Annotated in this window: 10 protein-coding genes; 5 read left to right on the forward strand and 5 right to left on the reverse strand. The window is 70.0% G+C overall.

All coding sequences use genetic code 11. From position 1 onward, the window contains the following. Positions 1–142: 142 nt before the first annotated feature. On the reverse strand, positions 143–2,767 hold the full coding sequence (locus ACZ6Y1_RS01490) for an RICIN domain-containing protein (protein WP_469620774.1): 2,625 nt from the start codon (positions 2,765–2,767) through the stop codon (positions 143–145). Positions 2,768–3,068: 301 nt separating this feature from the next. On the opposite strand from ACZ6Y1_RS01490, the gene ACZ6Y1_RS01495 reads away from it, so the two are divergent. Next, positions 3,069–4,610 carry a sigma-70 family RNA polymerase sigma factor gene (locus ACZ6Y1_RS01495; RefSeq protein WP_469620776.1) on the forward strand — a complete coding sequence of 514 codons (1,542 nt, stop codon included), beginning with the start codon at positions 3,069–3,071 and terminating at the stop codon, positions 4,608–4,610. Between the two features lie 222 nt (positions 4,611–4,832). Beyond that, the gene (locus ACZ6Y1_RS01500; protein ID WP_469620781.1) at positions 4,833–7,280 is read left to right on the forward strand and encodes a non-reducing end alpha-L-arabinofuranosidase family hydrolase; all 2,448 of its coding nucleotides are present in this window, start codon (positions 4,833–4,835) and stop codon (positions 7,278–7,280) included. 63 nt (positions 7,281–7,343) lie between these two features. Here ACZ6Y1_RS01500 and ACZ6Y1_RS01505 read toward each other — a convergent pair whose 3' ends face one another. The 4 genes from ACZ6Y1_RS01505 to ACZ6Y1_RS01520 all read right to left on the reverse strand — a co-directional run bounded on the left by ACZ6Y1_RS01505 (position 7,344) and on the right by ACZ6Y1_RS01520 (position 12,150). Next, positions 7,344–8,819: a non-reducing end alpha-L-arabinofuranosidase family hydrolase gene (locus ACZ6Y1_RS01505; RefSeq protein WP_469620784.1), complete on the reverse strand. Its 1,476-nt coding sequence runs from the start codon at positions 8,817–8,819 to the stop codon at positions 7,344–7,346. Positions 8,820–9,045: 226 nt separating this feature from the next. Beyond that, the gene (locus ACZ6Y1_RS01510; protein ID WP_469620787.1) at positions 9,046–9,876 is read right to left on the reverse strand and encodes a carbohydrate ABC transporter permease; all 831 of its coding nucleotides are present in this window, start codon (positions 9,874–9,876) and stop codon (positions 9,046–9,048) included. Then, complete coding sequence (locus tag ACZ6Y1_RS01515) at positions 9,873–10,853, reverse strand: carbohydrate ABC transporter permease (RefSeq protein ID WP_469620790.1); 981 nt, start codon at positions 10,851–10,853, stop codon at positions 9,873–9,875. The genes ACZ6Y1_RS01510 and ACZ6Y1_RS01515 overlap by 4 nt, the downstream gene beginning before the upstream one ends. Before the next feature lie 4 nt (positions 10,854–10,857). Continuing rightward, the gene (locus ACZ6Y1_RS01520) at positions 10,858–12,150 is read right to left on the reverse strand and encodes an extracellular solute-binding protein (protein ID WP_469620793.1); all 1,293 of its coding nucleotides are present in this window, start codon (positions 12,148–12,150) and stop codon (positions 10,858–10,860) included. Between the two features lie 231 nt (positions 12,151–12,381). Here ACZ6Y1_RS01520 and ACZ6Y1_RS01525 point away from each other — a divergent pair, with 231 nt between their 5' ends. The 3 genes from ACZ6Y1_RS01525 to ACZ6Y1_RS01535 are packed head-to-tail and all read left to right on the forward strand — an operon-like array spanning position 12,382 to position 17,119. Next, positions 12,382–13,410 carry a LacI family DNA-binding transcriptional regulator gene (locus ACZ6Y1_RS01525; RefSeq protein ID WP_469620796.1) on the forward strand — a complete coding sequence of 343 codons (1,029 nt, stop codon included), beginning with the start codon at positions 12,382–12,384 and terminating at the stop codon, positions 13,408–13,410. Beyond that, positions 13,407–15,626 (forward strand): glycoside hydrolase family 3 N-terminal domain-containing protein, encoded by a 2,220-nt coding sequence (locus tag ACZ6Y1_RS01530; RefSeq protein WP_469620799.1) that lies wholly within the window; start codon positions 13,407–13,409, stop codon positions 15,624–15,626. The genes ACZ6Y1_RS01525 and ACZ6Y1_RS01530 overlap by 4 nt, the downstream gene beginning before the upstream one ends. Beyond that, entirely contained in the window at positions 15,623–17,119 is a 1,497-nt protein-coding gene (locus ACZ6Y1_RS01535; protein WP_469620801.1) for a glycoside hydrolase family 43 protein, read from the forward strand. Before ACZ6Y1_RS01530 ends, ACZ6Y1_RS01535 begins: the two co-directional genes overlap by 4 nt.

The raw sequence follows: 17,119 nt of genomic DNA on the forward strand, positions 1-17,119 counted from the left end.
GGACGAAGGAGACGGTCCGGCGCCCTTGGCTGATGTCAGCAGGGCGAGCGGGATGAGGACCCCGAGGATCTGTTTCGGCCACGTCCTTCGGCCGTGGCGGGGCCGCACGCCGTTCGGCATGCGGCCCCGTCCGGGCGTCGGGTCAGGACGGGTCGCCGTACTGGAGGCCGCGTCCGTTGGTGCCGACGTACACGCGCCCGAAGACGTCGGGGTCGCCGGTGATGACGCCGACGCCGCCGATGGCGCCCCACTGGTGGGCGTCGTCGTTGACGCGGAGCCAGGTGGCGCCCTTGTCGGTGGAGCGGAAGACCCCGGTGACGTCCTTGACGGTGCCGATCAGGTACAGGGCCTGGTAGGAGGCGCCCGGTGCGGCCTTGCCGAAGCCTAGGGCGGAGGCCGACTTCACCGTGGTGAGCGGGGTGAAGGTGCGGCCCCCGTCGGTGGAGTGCAGCAGCCCCCGACCACCGTCGGCGATCCACAGGTCTCCGGCGGTGCCGGGGACGGCCGTGAGCCGGCCGGAGGGCAGGCCGGTCGCCCGGGGGCTGAAGGTCGCCCCACCGTCGGTGCTGGCGTACAGCGTGCCGCCGGCCAGGGAGTAGAACGTCCCGGCCGAGGAGCGGTCGGCGACGACCACGGCGTCGGTGCCCAGGCCACTGACCTTCGACCAGCTCGTCCCCTTGTCGGTCGAGCGGTACGGGACCTGGCCGGCCTGGGTCCAGACGATGGTCGAGCCGTCGGCCGCGAGGGCGACGCGGCCGTCCTGGGCACCGGCCACCGGCTCGGCCTTGAAGCCGTTCCAGCTGATGCCGCCGTCGGTGGAGTAGGCGCCGTCCTGCGCGCCGCCGTGGCCGACGCGGACCATCATCGAGGGCATGGACTGGGCGAAGTCGATGTCCGTGCTGTTGGACATCACCGGATTGCCCAGCCGCCCGGCCGGGACCTTGGTCAGGTCGTCGTGGCGGAAACCGCCCTGGTCGCCCATGGCGGTGACGACAGCGGCACCACCGGGCGGGGCGATCGCGTCCATCAGGGCGGTCTCCTCGAGGCCCCGCGCCCCCGCGGTCCAGTGGCTGGTGCCGCCGCTGTCGCTGGCGTTGGCGTCCTTGCTGCGCCAGATGCCGTTGCCGGTGCCGTACAGCACGTGCCCGGAGTCGAAGGGGTCGATGACCAGGGCGGTCATCCAGTGCCCGGTGTGGGTGCCGACGTAGGGAGCGCCGGAGGCGTTCCGCACCGACTTCTCCGCCAGTGCCTTCCAGGTCGCGCCGCCGTCGGTGGTGCGGTAGATCTCGTCCTCGGGCCACCAGCGGTCCAGGGTGGTGACCATCACCGTGGACGGCTGGCGCGGGTCGACGGCCAGGCCGGAGAACCCGTAGCCGCCCTGGGACGGCGAGACGTTCTTCCACGCCCCGCCGGCCGGCGTGTGCTTCCACACCGAACCCGCCGTCACGCCGTTGGGGCCGAGGGCGTTGGTGTACGTCAGGTACAGCGAGCCGTCGCCCGAGACCACGCCGTGCTCCGGCAGCTGGCCGGTGGGCTGCCCGGGGACGGCCTGCCAGGTGCTGCCGCCGTCGGTGGAGCGGTACAGGGAAGTGGACTTGTCGGCGACGCCGACGTAGACCGTCTTGCTGCCGGCCGGGCCGTACGTCACGAAGGAGATGCCCGCGCCGCTGCTCGCCCCGTCCTTGACCGGGAACGAGGAGACCTGGCTCCATGTCGCGCCGTGGTCGGTGCTGCGCCACAGGCCGTTCTTGCGTGTGCCCAGCAGCAGGGTTCCGTTGTCCGCGGGGTTGACCGCCAGCCGTTCCCCCGCCCCGCGGCCGTCCTCGTTGCCGCCCAGCTTGAAGGGCAGGTCAGTGCGCTGGAACGTGCGGCCCCGGTCCTTGGAGCGCAGGATCGCGCCGTTGCCGGCCCAGTTGTTGGTGTAGGTGCCCGTGGCGAGGTATAGCCGGTCCGGGTCGACGGGGTCGGTGGCCAGCGCGTCGATGCCCAGCAGGTTCCAGTCCTTCTCGCCGAGCCAGTCGGTCAGCGGGATCCACTGCTCGGCCGCGGTGTCCCAGCGGTAGGCGCCGCCCATGTCGGTACGCGCGTACAGCAGGCCCTTCTCCCGCGGGTTGAACACCATCCCGGTGACGTAACCACCGCCCACCACCTGGGCGTTGCGCCACGTGTACGGTCCGGATCCGGGCGCCTGGCTCCCGGCCGTCCTCACCAGCTTCCACTGCTGGTTGGCGCCGCCATGGCCGCCGTACTGGATGACTGCCGCGCCGTCGGCCGTGGAGCCTGCGGAGACGTCCAGGACCTGGCCGCTCCTGCGGGAGGTGAGGACGACGGCGTCGGAACCGCTCACGTCGTCGATCCGCCATTCCTGGGAGGTGGAGGAGCTGTCGGTCTGCTGCTCGGCGGCGGCCGCCTGAGCGGTCGAATCGCCGGCTATGCCCAGCACTTTGCCGCTGTTGCGGTTCACCAGCTCGTAGTAGCCGTCCCCGGTGGGCCGCAGCCTCCACTGCTGGTTGGCGGTGTTCTGGTCGGTCCACTGCTGGATGCGGGTGCCGTCGGCGGTGGAGAAGGCGTTGACGTCCAGCACCTTGCCGCTGCGTACGGAAACCAGCCGGTAGTAGGCATCGCCGTCGACCGTGGCGGCCTGCGAGTCCTCCTGCACGAACAGGAGGTACGGCACGAGGACGGCGGGCGCACCGAGCAGCAGACCGGTCGCGGTCCAGCGACGGCGGTGACGCCCGCGGCGCCCGCCGTTCGTGGGGTTCTTCATGGGGGGTGTTCTCCTTGCGTGCCACCAGAGGAAAGGCGGATCCGACTACGGGACGGCCGGATCCGACTCCTTGTGGTCACAGGTCCCGCAAAGGGTTGCCCTGAACCGGGAACTTTTCCGGATCACCTCGGAGTGCGGGTGGGCGCGGATCAGGGGCCGGGTCCGACGGCGGCGCCGCGGCGGGAACGCGGACTCCAACCCCGACCCAGGGCACGGGTTTTGCGCGCATACCCTTGCCGACGTCAAAATGTCGCGCCGTACTCGGCGGATCGCTCCCCTGAGGGAGGCGGGAATGGGTCTCATGGATACGGATCACACGGGGCTGGTCGTCGCGGCGCAGGCCGGTGACGACCGGGCGCGCGAGGAACTGATCGCCGGGTACCTGCCGTTGCTCTACAACATCGTCCGGCGAGCGCTGAACGGCCAGGCCGACGTCGACGACGTCGTCCAGGAAACCCTGCTGCGCGTGGTGCGCGACCTGCCTGCCGTGCGTGCGCCGGAGAGCTTCCGGTCCTGGCTGGTGTCGATCACGCTCCGCCAGATCAACACCCACTGGCGACGCCAGCGCGCCCTCGCCGGCCGGACGGCGGTCATCGACGAGGCACTGCGGATACCGGACGCCGGCGCCGGACTGGAGGACATGACGATCCTGCGCCTGCACGCGTCGGACGAGCGCCGTCAGGTCGTCGAAGCGGGCCGGTGGCTCGACGCGGACCATCAGGTGCTGCTGTCGCTGTGGTGGCAGGAATGCGCCGGACTCCTGAGCCGTGAGGACATCGCCGCCGCTACGGGGCTCACCGTCGCCCACGCCGGAGTACGCCTGCAACGGATGCGCGAGCAGCTGGACCTGAGCCGGACGATCGTCGCCGCGCTGGAGGCCGACCCGCGCTGTCCGCAGTTGGGTGAGACCGTCGCCGGCTGGGACGATCTTCGTACATCGGTGTGGCGGAAGCGGATCGCACGGCACACCCGCGACTGCCAGGTCTGCCTGGCGACGACGAAACGACGGGTCCCCGCTGACCTCCTGCTCCTCAGCCTCGCGCCGCTGACCGTCCCGGCCGGACTCGTCGCCGCCCTGGCCGCCAAGGGCCTGCTGTCGGGTGCGGCCGCGAGCGCCGCCGGGCCGGCCATGGCACCTGTCGCCCTCGGCACGGCAATGGGTGGAGGCAGTCTGCACGGTTCGCTGATCGCCAAGCTCCCGGCGATGACCGCTCATCAGCTCGTGGGTCTCGCCACCGGCGCGGTGCTCATCGCCGGGGCCGCCACCTACGCGGCCTGGCCCGAACCGGCACATCGGGCGCCGGGCATCACGGCCGCTCCCGCGGTCGGCAACCCCGCGCCGGTCCCGTCGAGCACCACCGCGTCGGCCGAACCGTCCCCGGTGAGTCCGTCCGCCGGCGCCGGCACCGTTCCGCTGGGCGCACAGGCACTGGAGTCCGTGGACGAACCCGCCCTGTACCTGGCGTACGCGGGCGACTTCGCGACGCTCGGCCGGGTCTCGGCGTCCAGCAGCGGGCAGACACGGCAGCGGGCGACGTTCACCGTCCTCCGGGGGCTGGCCGACGCGCGGTGCGTCACCTTCCGCGCCGCCGACGGCCGCTTTCTGCGCCATCGTGAACTGCGGCTTCGGCTGAGCACCGACGACGGCAGCCAACTGTTCCGTGAGGACGCCACGTTCTGTCCGCGCGCCGGTTCGGCCGCCGGGTCGGTGACCCTGCACGCGCACAACTATCCCGGATCGGTCATCCGCCACCGCGACGGTGGCATCTGGCTCGATGGCTCCGACGGCACACGGGCCTTCGCCGACCAGGCGTCCTTCATCGTGCGCGGGGGCCTCGGCTGAGAACCGCTCCTCGAACATTCCGGACCGGGTCGCGCATAACACTTTTCGCCTGCGAGATCCGTCACCGGGAAATCCGTCGGGGCGGCGCGACTTTTTCGTTACGCGACCAGGAGTTCGGGGGCCTCCACTTCGTGGGGTGTTCTTCCCGCCGTTCACCACGTGTGCCGGCGTGGGGAGGTTCCCCCCTTTCCCGTTGATGTACCGCTGAAGAAAGCGCCTCCCATGACCCGACACAGATCAGGCCGCACCGGCCGACGCGCCCACGATCACGGCGCCCAGGGCGACCCGCGGTCCCCGAGGAGAATCACGAAAGGCCTGCACCGGCTCAGCCGGCGCGGCCGGACCCTGACGGTAGGGCTGTCGGCCGCGACGCTGCTGGCCGGAGTCCTGACACTTCTCCCCGACTCTGCCGGCGCGGCGAGCCTGGGTACGCAGGCGACCCCCTCGGGCAGGTACTTCGGCACGGCCGTGGCTGCCGGAAGGCTGGGCGACTCGGCGTACACCGAGATCTCGGACCGGGAGTTCAACATGATCACCCCGGAGAACGAGATGAAGTGGGACGCCGTCGAACCGTCCCGCGGCAACTTCACCTTCGGCTCCGCCGACCGGATCGTCGACCGTGCCGCGGCCCACGGCCAGCGCCTGCGCGGCCACACCGCGGTCTGGCACTCGCAGCTCCCGTCCTGGGTCGGCTCCATCGGCGACGCGAACACGCTGCGCAGCGTGATGAACCACCACATCACCACCTTGATGAACCACTACAAAGGCAAGGTCTACGCCTGGGACGTGGTCAACGAGGCGTTCGCCGACGGCTCCACCCAGCACCGCAGCTCGGTGTTCCAGGACGTGCTGGGCAACGGCTTCATCGAGGAGGCATTCCGCACCGCGCGGGCGGCCGATCCCTCGGCCAAGCTCTGCTACAACGACTACAACATCGAGAACTGGTCGGACGCCAAGACCCAGGGCGTCTACAGCATGGTCAAGGACTTCAAGTCCCGCGGCGTGCCGATCGACTGCGTCGGGTTCCAGAGCCACTTCGGCACCGGCGGGCCGCCGTCCGACTTCCGGACCACCCTGTCCAACTTCGCCGCCCTGGGTGTCGACGTCCAGATCACCGAGCTGGACATCGCCCAGGCGTCGCCCACCCACTACGCCGACACGGTCAAGGCCTGTCTGTCCGTCGCCCGGTGCACCGGCATCACGGTATGGGGCGTCCGTGACAGCGACTCCTGGCGCAGAGGCGAAAGCCCCCTGCTGTTCGACAACAACGGCAAGCCCAAGGCCGCCCACACCGCCGTCGTGAACGCCTTCAAGGCCGCCGCCCCCGGCGGGACCGGTACGGGAGTGATCAAGGGCGTCGCCTCCGGTCGCTGCATCGACATCAACGGTTCCACCACCGACAACGGCACCCAGGCGCAGCTGTGGGACTGCCACGGACGGACCAACCAGCGCTGGACCTACACCTCCGGCAAGCAGCTGATGATCTACGGCAACAAGTGCCTGGACGCCAGGGGTACCGGCAACGGCACCGCGGTGGTCATCGAGGACTGCGACGGCGGCGCCGGCCAGCAGTGGAACATCAACACCAACGGCACGATCGCCGGCGTCCAGTCGGGGCTGTGCCTCGACGCCGTCGGCGCGGGCACCGCCAACCGCACCAGGATCCAGCTTTATGCCTGCTGGTCCGGCGGCGGCAACCAGAAGTGGACCGGCCTGTCCGCGATGCCGGCCCCGACGACGCCCGCGCCGACGGGCGGCACGTGTGCTCTTCCGTCGACGTACCGGTGGACGTCGACGGGTGCTCTGGCGCAGCCGGCGAACGGCTGGGCTTCGCTGAAGGACTTCACCACCGTGACGTACAACGGCAAGCACCTGGTCTACGGGTCCGACTTCTCGGGATCGTCGTACGGCTCGATGATGTTCGGTCCCTTCACGAACTGGTCGGACATGGCGTCGGCAGGTCAGACCGGCATGAGCCAGGCCGCGGTGGCGCCGACCCTGTTCTACTTCGCGCCCAAGAAGATCTGGGTGCTGGCGTACCAGTGGGGCCCGTGGCCCTTCATCTACCGGACGTCGAGCGACCCCGCCAACCCCAACGGCTGGTCGGCGCCGCAGCCGCTGTTCACCGGAAGCATCCCCCGCACCGAGTCCCCCACCGGCCCGATCGACCAGACCCTGATCGCCGACGACCAGAACATGTACCTGTTCTTCGCCGGGGACAACGGGAAGATCTACCGGGCGAGCATGCCGATCGGGAACTTCCCGGGCAGCTTCGGCTCCTCGTACACGACGGTCATGAGCGACACGCCGGACAACCTGTTCGAGGCGCCACAGGTCTACAAGGTCAAGGGCCAAAACCAGTACCTCATGATCGTCGAGGCGCGGGGCGCGAACGGGCGCTACTTCCGCTCGTTCACGGCCTCCAGCCTCAGCGGTACGTGGACCCCTCAGGCCGCCGGCGAGAGCAACCCCTTCGCGGGCAGGGCGAACAGCGGTGCCACCTGGACCAACGACATCAGCCACGGTGACCTGGTCCGCGAGAACCCCGACCAGACCATGACCGTCGACCCCTGCAACCTGCAGTTCCTCTACCAGGGCAAGTCCCCCACCGCCGGCGGCCCCTACGACCAGTTGCCGTACCGGCCGGCTGTCCTCACCCTGCAGCGGTGACCTGACCGGTTCACCGTCGCCGAGGAACCCCAGCCGTGCGCCGGCTGGGGTTCCTGTCGGTCCTCAGCGCTGCAGTGTCAGCAGGCCCGGCCGGTAGGGCAGGAGGCCGTAGTCGACGCCGTCGGAGCTGGGGCTGCGTCCCTGGTAGAGCAGCTGAAGATTGCAGGGATCGACGGTCATCGTCTGATCGGCGCTGGTGCGGATCAGTTCGCCATGGCTGATGTCGTTGGTCCAAGCGGCGCCGCTGTTGGCCTTGCCGGCGAAGGGGTTGCTCTCGGTGGCGGCCTGCGGGGTCCACGAACCGTTCAGGCTGGAGGCCGTGAACGAGCGGAAGTAGCGCTGCTCGTTCGCACCCCGCGCCTCGACGATCATGAGGTACTGGTTCTGACCCTTGACCTTGTAGACCTGCGGCGCCTCGAACAGGTTCTTCACCGTGTCAGTCATGACCGTCGTGTACGAGGAGCCGAAGCTGCCCGGGAAGTTCCCGAGCGGCATGCTCGCCCGGTAGATCTTGCCGTTGTCACCGGCGAAGAACAGGTACATGTTCTGGTCGTCACCGATGAGCGTCTGGTCTATGGGTGCTGCTCCGGCGCCGATGCTTCCGGAGAAGAGCTCCTGCGGTGATGACCAGCCGTTGGGGTTGGTGGGGTCGTTCGACGTCCGGTAGGAGAACGCGGTCGCACCCCACTGGTAGGTGAGCACCCAGATGTTCTTCGGCGCGAAGTAGAACAGCGTCGGCGCGACGGTGCCGGTCGACATCGTGTTCTGGCCGGCCGAGGCCATCTCCGACCAGTTGGTGAACGGGCTGAAGTTCATCGAGCCCCAGTTGTTCCCCGTATCGTGGGTCGTGGCGTAGACGAGTTGCCTGCCGTTGTAGGGAACGACGGTGAAGTCCTTGAGCGAGACCCACCCCGGCTTCGGCTGCGCCAGCGCGCCCGTCGAGGTCCAGCGGTATGACGACGGAAGACCGCACGGGCCGGGGTCGGCGGCACCGACCTTGACGAGCCGCCACTGCTGGTTGCTGCCGCCCCAGTCGTCGTACTGGACGATGTTCGCGTTGTCGGCGGTGGAGGCGCCTTGCACTTCGAGGGCCTTGTTGCTGTGGCGCGCGATGAACCGTACGTAGCCGTCCGAGCTGTCGGCCGACCGCCACTGCTGGTTGGTCCCGTTCACGTCGGCCCACTGGACGATCGGGGCGCCGTTGGCGGCGGACCCGTTCTGGACGTCCAGCACCTTGCCGGAGTGGCGGGACTTGATGCGGTAGTAACCGCCGCCGGAGTCCACGAACTGCCACTGCTGCTGGTTCTGGTCGTTCCTGGTCCACTGGGTGATGCGGGCGCCGTCACCGGTCGCCAGGTTGTAGACGTCCAGGGCCTTGCCGCTGTTGCGGTTGACCAGCACGTACGAGGCGTTGGTGTCGATGACCGGCGCCGCGCCGGCCGGCCGGACGTCAAGGAAGGCGGCCAGCAGCAGCAAGGGCGCGAGGACGGCGAGCAGGCGTCGTCTCAGGAGGACCGGGGACGGATGGTGAGACCACATCGGAAGAGCTCCTTCGGGGGGTGGGGGTGAGGTGACCCCGACGGACCGCGGAGCGGCCGCGTCGGGCGGTCGGGGTGCCGTTCTGATCAGCCGCCCGGCGCCTTCCTGATCGAGTGGTAGGCGGGCTTCGGCAGAACGCGGGTTGTTAGCGCTAACAAAATGGGGAATGCCAGTGCGGTCAGGAGTTTCACAATGTCTCCTCGGGGGTGGAGGTCTCGCGGGACGGTCAGCCCTTGGTGGCGCCCGCCGTGAGGCCGCCGATCAGCTGCCGCTCGGCGACGGCGTAGAACGCGAGGGCGGGGACCATGGCGAGCACGATGTAGGCGAGGACGAGCGCGTAGTCGGTCGAGTACTGGCCCTGGAACTGCTGGACCCCGACCGGGATCGTCTGCCATGTCGCGTCGTTGAACACGAGCAGCGGCAGGAAGAAGTTGTTCCAGCTCGCGACGATCGCCAGCACCGACACCGTGCCGAGCGCCGGGCGCGCCATCGGCAGCAAGATCGTCCAGAAGAAGCGGAACTTGCCGCAGCCGTCCATGACGGCCGCCTCCTCGACCTCCGCCGGGATGGTCCGGAAGAATCCCCGCAGAATGATGATCGTCATGGGGAGCCCGAAGGCCGCCTGCGGGAGGATCACTCCGAGCGGGTTGTCGAGCAGGTCGAAATTGCGCAGCAGCAGGAACAACGGCAGGACGGCCACCGCGAACGGGAACATGAGCCCGATCGTGAACAGCGCGTAGAACAGCTCCCTGCCCCGAAAGGCGTAGCGGGCCAGCGCGAACGCCGCCATCGCGGCCGCCGCCACCGTGCAGCACGTCGTGCCGATCGCGATGCCCGCGCTGTTGGCGATCTGCCGCCAGAACACCGTGTCGCCGAGAATGCCGGTGTAGTTGCCGATCTTCCAGTGCTCGGGCAGCCCGAACGGATTGGTCGTCAGCTCGCCGGTGCTCTTGAACCCGGAGATCACCGCGTAGACGAGCGGCACGACGACGAACGCGCCGATCAGCCAGACCACGGCGTGCAGCGACAGGCCTCGCGCCGTCCTGCGGGCGTTCATCGGCCACCTCCCGAGGTGACGGCCCCGACCAGGTCACGGCGGAGCACGTAACGCTGGTAGAGGAGGGAGAAGACCAGGCTGATCATGAACAGCACCACGCTGATCGCACTGGCATAACCGACCTGGTAGCGCTTGAACCCGAACTGGAACATCGAGATCGCCATCGTCTCCGAGGAGTGGTTGGGGCCGCCCGCGGTCATGACCCAGACGAGGTCGAAGAGCTGGATGGCCCCGATGACCGAAAGGAATGCGCTGATCCGGATGGTCGGGCTGAGCAGCGGCAGCGTCACGTGCCGGAAGCGCTGCCAGACGCCGGCGCCGTCGATGGAGGCGGCCTCCAGAATCTCGGCGGGGATGCCCTGCAGTCCGGCGAGGAAGAGCATCATGTGGAAGCCGAAGTACTTCCAGGTCATGACCACGAACAGGGTGGGCATGACCGTCGTGGGATCGGCGAGCCACTTCCCCCGCAGACCCTCCAGGCCGAGGGCGCCGGCGAGATGGTCGGCCATGCCGGCACCAGGAAGGAAGATCATCGTGAAGAGGACCGCCGTGACCACCTCGGACAGGATGTACGGCGCGAAGAACAGCATCCGGTAGACGGCCCGGCCACGCAGCCTCTGGTTCAGCAGGACGGCGGTGAACAGCGCGAACGGCAACTGCACCGTGAGCGACAGGGCGATCAGGTAGAGCCCGTGCCCCAGGTCACCGAGGAAGACCTGATCGTCCAACAGCCTGACGTAGTTCTCGATGCCCACGAAGTCGTCCATGGGGCCGGTCCCGCTCCACTTGAAGAAGCCGGTGTACACGGCGACGGCGATCGGGGCGAGGACGAAGACCAGGAAGAGGACCAGAGCCGGAACGAGGAACCAGGCGACCGACGCCCAGCTGTGCAACCCGCGCAGCACGGGCCGTGCCGGGGCGGGCGGGCCCACCGGCAGGGCGGCGGCCTGCCTCCGCTCCTCGGTCGGCGCGGACATGGAGCTAGGCACCCTTCGCAGCCGCGGTGATCGACTCGGTGACCTGCTCGGGCGTCTTCTTGCCGGCGATGAGGTCGGCGACGCTGTCGTTGATTTCCTGGCCGACCGCCGGCGGATAGGCCTGGTCGAGGTAGAGCTGGAAGCCCGTCGCCCTGACCAGGCTGTCGGCCACCACCCTGCGGTTGGCGTCCGCGAGCTGGCTCTCCGCGCCCTTGACCACCGGCAGGTAGCCGTTGGAGGCCAGCAGCTTGGACTCGTTCTCCAGGACGAAGAACTTCAGGAAGTCCAGCGCCTCCTTCGGCGCGCCCTTGCGCAGCGCGAAGCCACCGCCACCGCCGAACACGTCGGTGGCCCGGCCGACGCCGCCGTCGACCGTCGGGAAGGGGAAGAAACCCAGGTCCGCTCCGAGGTCGGCGCCGGCGTCCTTCTGGACCGAGGGTCCCCACTGCCCCATCAGCTCCATGGCGGCCTTGCCGTTGCCCATGGTCGCGGCCTGGCCGCCGGGGGTGGCGTAGCCGGCGCCGAGGAAGCCCGGCTGGAACGGCTGGAGGTCGACCAGCTCCTTGAGGTGGGTGCCCGCCTGGACGAAGCCGGGGCCCGTGAAGTCCTTGGTGGTCGCGGCCTGCTGCAGCGCGGCGAGACCTGCGACGCGCATCGCGAGGTAGGCCCAGTAGTAGTGGCCCGGCCATTTCTCCTTGCCCGCGAGGGCGATCGGAGTGACGCCCGCCGCCTTGAGCTTCCTGACGTCTTCGAGGAGCTCGGCCCAGGTGGCCGGCGGAGCGGTGATCCCGGCCCGGGCGAAGAGCTTCTTGTTGTACCAGAAGCCGACCATGCCGACGTCGTAGGGCACCCCGTAGGTCCGGCCCTCGAACTGATAGGCCTGCAGCGAGACCGGAGTGAGGTCGGACGCCCAGCCGAACACGTCGGTGAGGTCCTCGACCAGCTCCGCGTCGACCTGCTGCCGCAGAACGCCGCCGCCCCAGGTCTGGAAGACGTCGGGGAGTCTGCCCGACGAAGTGGTGGCCGTGAGCTTGGACTTGAACGCCTCGTTCTCCAACGAGGTCGTCTTGATCGTGATGTTCGGGTGAGCGGCCGTGAACGCAGAGGAGATCTGCGGGAAGAGGGACTTGCCCGGTTCCGTCGTGGCGATGTTCCACCACGCGAAGGTCACCTCGCCGCCGGCCGACGGCCCCGAGCCGGAGTTCCCGCCTCCGCAGGCCGCGGTCAGCGAGACGGACAGAGCGGTCAGGCCCGAGAGCGCCAGGAAGCTTCGTCGACTCGGTGGTGTGCTGGCCATGGGACCTCCGGGGTGAGGAATGCCGGTGCGACGTCGAAAATGTTTCGTAACATCCTCGAATTCGTGCTGCCACAAACTAGGAACGTGGAGCCGACCGGTCAAGCCCTCTCACCGAATTTCCGTGCACAGCAGCCGACTTGCAGGCTTGACAACCACGTCACGCCGACCGGAAACTCTTCGAAAGTTTGCGATATGTGACGCCGGCCCAGGCGTCCGCGCGGAGGAGCGAAGTTGAGCGAGCAGCGTCCGACCCTGGCCGTCATCGCCGCGGAGGCAGGGGTGTCCCAGGCCACCGTGTCCAAGGTGATCAACGGCCGCTCCGATGTGGCACCCGCGACCCGCGAACGGATCGAGAGCCTGCTGCGGTCCCACAACTACCTGCACCCCGGCCGGCAGGGCAGGGCCCGCAGGTCGGGCCTGGTCGACTTGATCATCGGCGGCCTGGACAGCGCGTGGGCGGTGGAGATACTGCGCGGCGTCGAGGCCGAGTGCGCACAGCGGAGCGTCGGCACCGTCGTGTCGCTGGTCCCGCCGGGCGAGGCGACGCCGTCGAGCTGGGCCGCACTGCCGGTCCTTCACCACAGCGACGGCGTCATCCTCGTCACCGCCTCGGTCACCCAGGCCCAGTTCGCCCAGATCGAACAGGCCGGGGTGGCGCTGGTCGTCATCGACCCGATCGACCTCCCGGGCAATGGTGTGCCGAGCATCGGCGCGACCAACTGGGCGGGCGGCCTCGCCGCCACCGAGCACCTGCTGGAGCTGGGGCACCGCCGGATCGCCACGATCGGCGGCCGCAAGGAGATGCTCTGCAGCCAGGCCCGCATCGACGGGTACCGGGCCGCGCTGGAGCGGGCCGGGGTCGAGGTGGACCGCGACCTGATCCGGTTCGGCGACTTCCAGCACGAGGGCGGCTTCCAGCGCGCCCGGGAACTGCTCGCCCTCCCCGAGCCGCCGACCGCCATCTTCGCCGGCAGCGACCAGCAGGCGATGGGCGTTTACGAAGCCGCGAGGCAGGGCGGGCTGAGCATCCCGCACGACCTCAGCGTGGTCGGTTTCGACGACCTGCCGATGTGCGAATGGCTGTCACCGCCGCTGACGACCGTGCGCCAGCCGCTGGAGGAGATGGGCCGGCTCGCCGCCCGCACGCTGTTCCAGCTCCTGGACGGCCAGCCCCTGGTCAGCCCCCGGATGGAGCTCTCGACCGAGCTCAAGGTCCGGCTCTCCACCGCCCCGCCCCGCGATCTAGGGAGAACTCCTTGACCGAGCCCTGGCGTGACCCCCTCCTGCCCGTGTCCGCGCGAGTCGCCGATCTGCTGAAACGTATGACGCTGGAAGAGAAGGCGGGTCAGCTCGCCGGCTTCTGGGCGCTGCCCTCGGATCCGGGGACACCGGTCGCGCCGATGGAGGACGGTTCCGGCGAGTGCGCGCCCGGCCTCGACGACATCGCCGCCCACGGGCTCGGCCAGCTCACCCGGGTGTTCGGCACCGCTCCGATCACCGCAGAGGCGGGGATGGAACGGCTCGCCTCGCTCCAGCGGCAGGTGACGGGATCCGGCCGGTTCGGGATCCCGGCGATCGCGCACGAGGAGTGCCTGACCGGGTTCATGACGTCGGGGGCGACGGTCTTCCCAGGGCCGCCGGCCTGGGGCGCGTCCTTCGATCCCGGGCTCGTGCGCGAGATGGCCGCCGCCATCGGCGCGGGGATGCGGCGCGTCGGCGTCCACCAAGGGCTGGCTCCGGTGCTCGACGTCGTCCGCGACTACCGGTGGGGCAGGACCGAGGAATGCATCGGCGAGGACCCCTACCTCGTCGGGGCGATCGGCACGGCTTACGTGCAGGGCTTGGAGGGCGCCGGGATCGTGGCGACCCTCAAGCACTTCGCCGGGTACTCGGCCTCGCGCGGCGGCCGGAACATGGCCCCCGTCTCCTCGGGGCCGCGCGAATTCAGGGACGTACTGGTCGAGCCTTTCGTACGGGCACTGCGCGAGGGAGGTGCCCGGTCGGTGATGAACAGCTACACCGACGTGGACGGCGTCCCGGTGGCAGCCGACGAACGGCTGCTGACCGAGCTGCTCAGGGGTGAACTCGGTTTCACCGGGGTGGTGGTCGCCGACTACTACGCCGTCTCCTTCCTGGAGACCCGGCACGGGGTCACCGGATCGCCCGGCGCGGCCGGCGCCCTGGCGCTGACCGCCGGAATCGACGTCGAGCTGCCCACGGCCCGCTGCTACGGCGAGCCGCTCACCGAACTCGTGCGGTCGGGAAGCCTGTCCGAGGAGTTCATCGACCGGGCCGCGGAACGGGTCCTGCTGCAGAAGGCCGAGCTCGGCCTGCTCGACCCCGGCTGGGAACCCGTCGAGCCCGAGCCGGTCGACCTCGACCCGCCGGAGAACCGGGCGCTGGCCAGGCTCCTGGCCGAACGGTCCACCGTGCTGCTCGCCAACGACGGCATCCTGCCGCTGCGGCCGTGCCGGGTCGCGATCAGCGGGCCGTACGCCGACGACCCCCGGTCCTTCCTCGGCTGCTACTCCTTCCCCAATCACGTCGCGCTGCCCGGCGACCCCGGGCTGGAGATCCCGACGCTCGGCGAGGCGCTGACCGCTGCCGGGTTCACGGTCACCGAAGAGGATCCGGACGTGAACGTGCTGGTGCTCGGGGACCGGGCCGGCATGTTCGGCCGGGGCACCTCCGGGGAGGGCTGCGACGCCGAGACCCTCGAACTGCCCGGCGACCAGGCCGCACTCGCCTGCGCCGTCCTGGACTCGGGGGTGCCGACCGTCCTGGTCCTCGTCTCCGGACGGCCCTACGCGCTCGGCACCCTGGCGGAGCGCGCCTCGGCCGTGGTGCAGGTCTTCTTCCCCGGCGAGGAGGGCGGGACGGCGCTGGCCCGGGTCATCAGCGGGGCCGCCGAGCCGTCCGGTCGGCTGCCCGTCTCCATCCCCCGCCGGGTCGGCGGGCAGCCGGGCACCTACCTGCACGCCAGGCTCGGCGGGCACACCGACTGGAGCTCGGTGGACCCGACCCCGCTGTTCCCCTTCGGACACGGGCTGAGCTGGACCAGCTTCACCTGCTCGGAACTCTCGGTGGATCCCGTCGCCGCGACGGACGGGGCCGTCGCCGTTTCGGTCACCGTACGCAACGTCGGCGAGGTGGCCGGGACCGAGGTGGTCCAGCTCTACCTCTCCGACCCCGTGGCGTCCGTCGTCCGGCCGCAACGGTGGCTCGCGGGATTCGCCAGGGTCGAGCTGCGGCCGGGAGCGGCCGCCCGGATCACCTTCTCCGTCCACGCCGACCGGACCTCCTTCACCGGGCTCGACCTGCGCAGGAGAGTGGAGCCCGGGGAGATGGGCGTGGCCGTCGGACGGTCCAGCGGCGATCTTCCGCTGCAGGGCTCCTTCACCCTGGAGGGCCCGGTACGTCACCCGGCGGCCGACCGGGTGCTGTCCGTGCCGGTCGAGATCGTGCCGGTTCCATGACCACGTTGTTCGATGATCCCGTCTCCGGTGATCCCGTGCTGCCCGGGTTCCGGCCCGACCCGTCCATCTGCCGCGTGGGGGCGGACTACTACCTGGTGACGTCCAGCTTCGAATGGTTCCCGGGCCTTCCCGTGTTCCACAGCCGCGATCTCGTGAACTGGCGGCGCATCGGCTCCGCCCTCGACCGGGAGTCCCAGCTCGACCTCGACGGGTGCGAGCCGTCACGGGGTCTGTTCGCACCGACGATCCGGTACCACGACGGGGTCTTCCATCTCGTCTGCACGCTGATGGACGGCCCCGGCCATTTCGTCGTCACGGCGACCGATCCGGCGGGGCCGTGGTCGGAGCCGCAGTGGCTGGACGGCGAGGGTTTCGACCCGTCGCTGTTCTTCGACGACCAGCCGGACGGCAACGGCGGCGACGGCGACGGCCGGGCCTGGTTCACCGCCGCCCGCGTGGTGGACGAGGGCGCAGGCCGCACCGAGATCTGGATGCGCGAATACCTTCCCAGCGAACGACGGCTCACGGGACCGGAGCACGTCCTGTGGTCGGGAAGCCACCCCGGCGCGCGGTGGTCGGAAGCCCCGCACCTCTACAGGATCGACGGCACCTGTCTCCTGCTCACCGCCGAGGGCGGCACCGATGTGGACCACAGTGTGGTGGCCGCCCGCGCCGGCCACGTGACCGGCCCGTACGAGGGCGCCCCCGGCAACCCGGTGCTAGCGCCCGCCCAGGGCCCCGTCACCTGTACCGGTCACGCCGACCTCGTCCAGACCCCGGACGGCGAATGGCGGGCCGTCCTCCTGGGCGTCCGCCCGGGCTCCGCCCTCGGCCGCGAGACCTTCCTCAGCCGGATCACCTGGGAGGAGGGCTGGCCGGTCTTCGCCCCCGTCGTCCACACCGGCCTCCGCCGCCCGCTCCACGACGGCTTCGCCACCCTCTCCGCCGAGTGGAGCACCCTGCGCACCCCGCGCGCGCGGTTCTGGACCACCGGCGACGGACTGCGCCTCCGGCTCCGCCCCGAACGCCTCGGCGAACGCACCACCCCGTCCCTCCTGGCCCGCCCCCAGGAACAGCCCGACTGCGACGTCTCCACCGAACTGCACTTCACCCCCGCCGCACCGAACGAAGAGGCGGGCCTCGCCGTGGTCCTCGACGACGACACCCATCTCCTCTTCCTCCGTACGACGGAAGGACTCAGCCTCCGCCGCGGGCCCGAGGTCCTGGCCCGAACTCCCGTCCCCCCGGGTCCCCTTCGCCTGGGGGTCCGCATCCGGGGCTTCAGCCACACCTTCGCCCACGCGGCACCCGGCGGCACCTGGCAGGACCTGACAACCGTCGAAGCCACTTTCCTCGTCCCGCTGTTCACCAGCGTCCAGCTCGGCCTCTACGCCAGCTCCAACGGCCGCCCCTCCGCCGGCCAGGCGCACTTCACGTGGTTCGAAATCACTTACCCGAGCCGCCGGGAACCGCCGGGACGCCGGTGTCGGTGA

It is taken from the genome of Streptomyces sp. NPDC053432 (assembly GCF_055585365.1).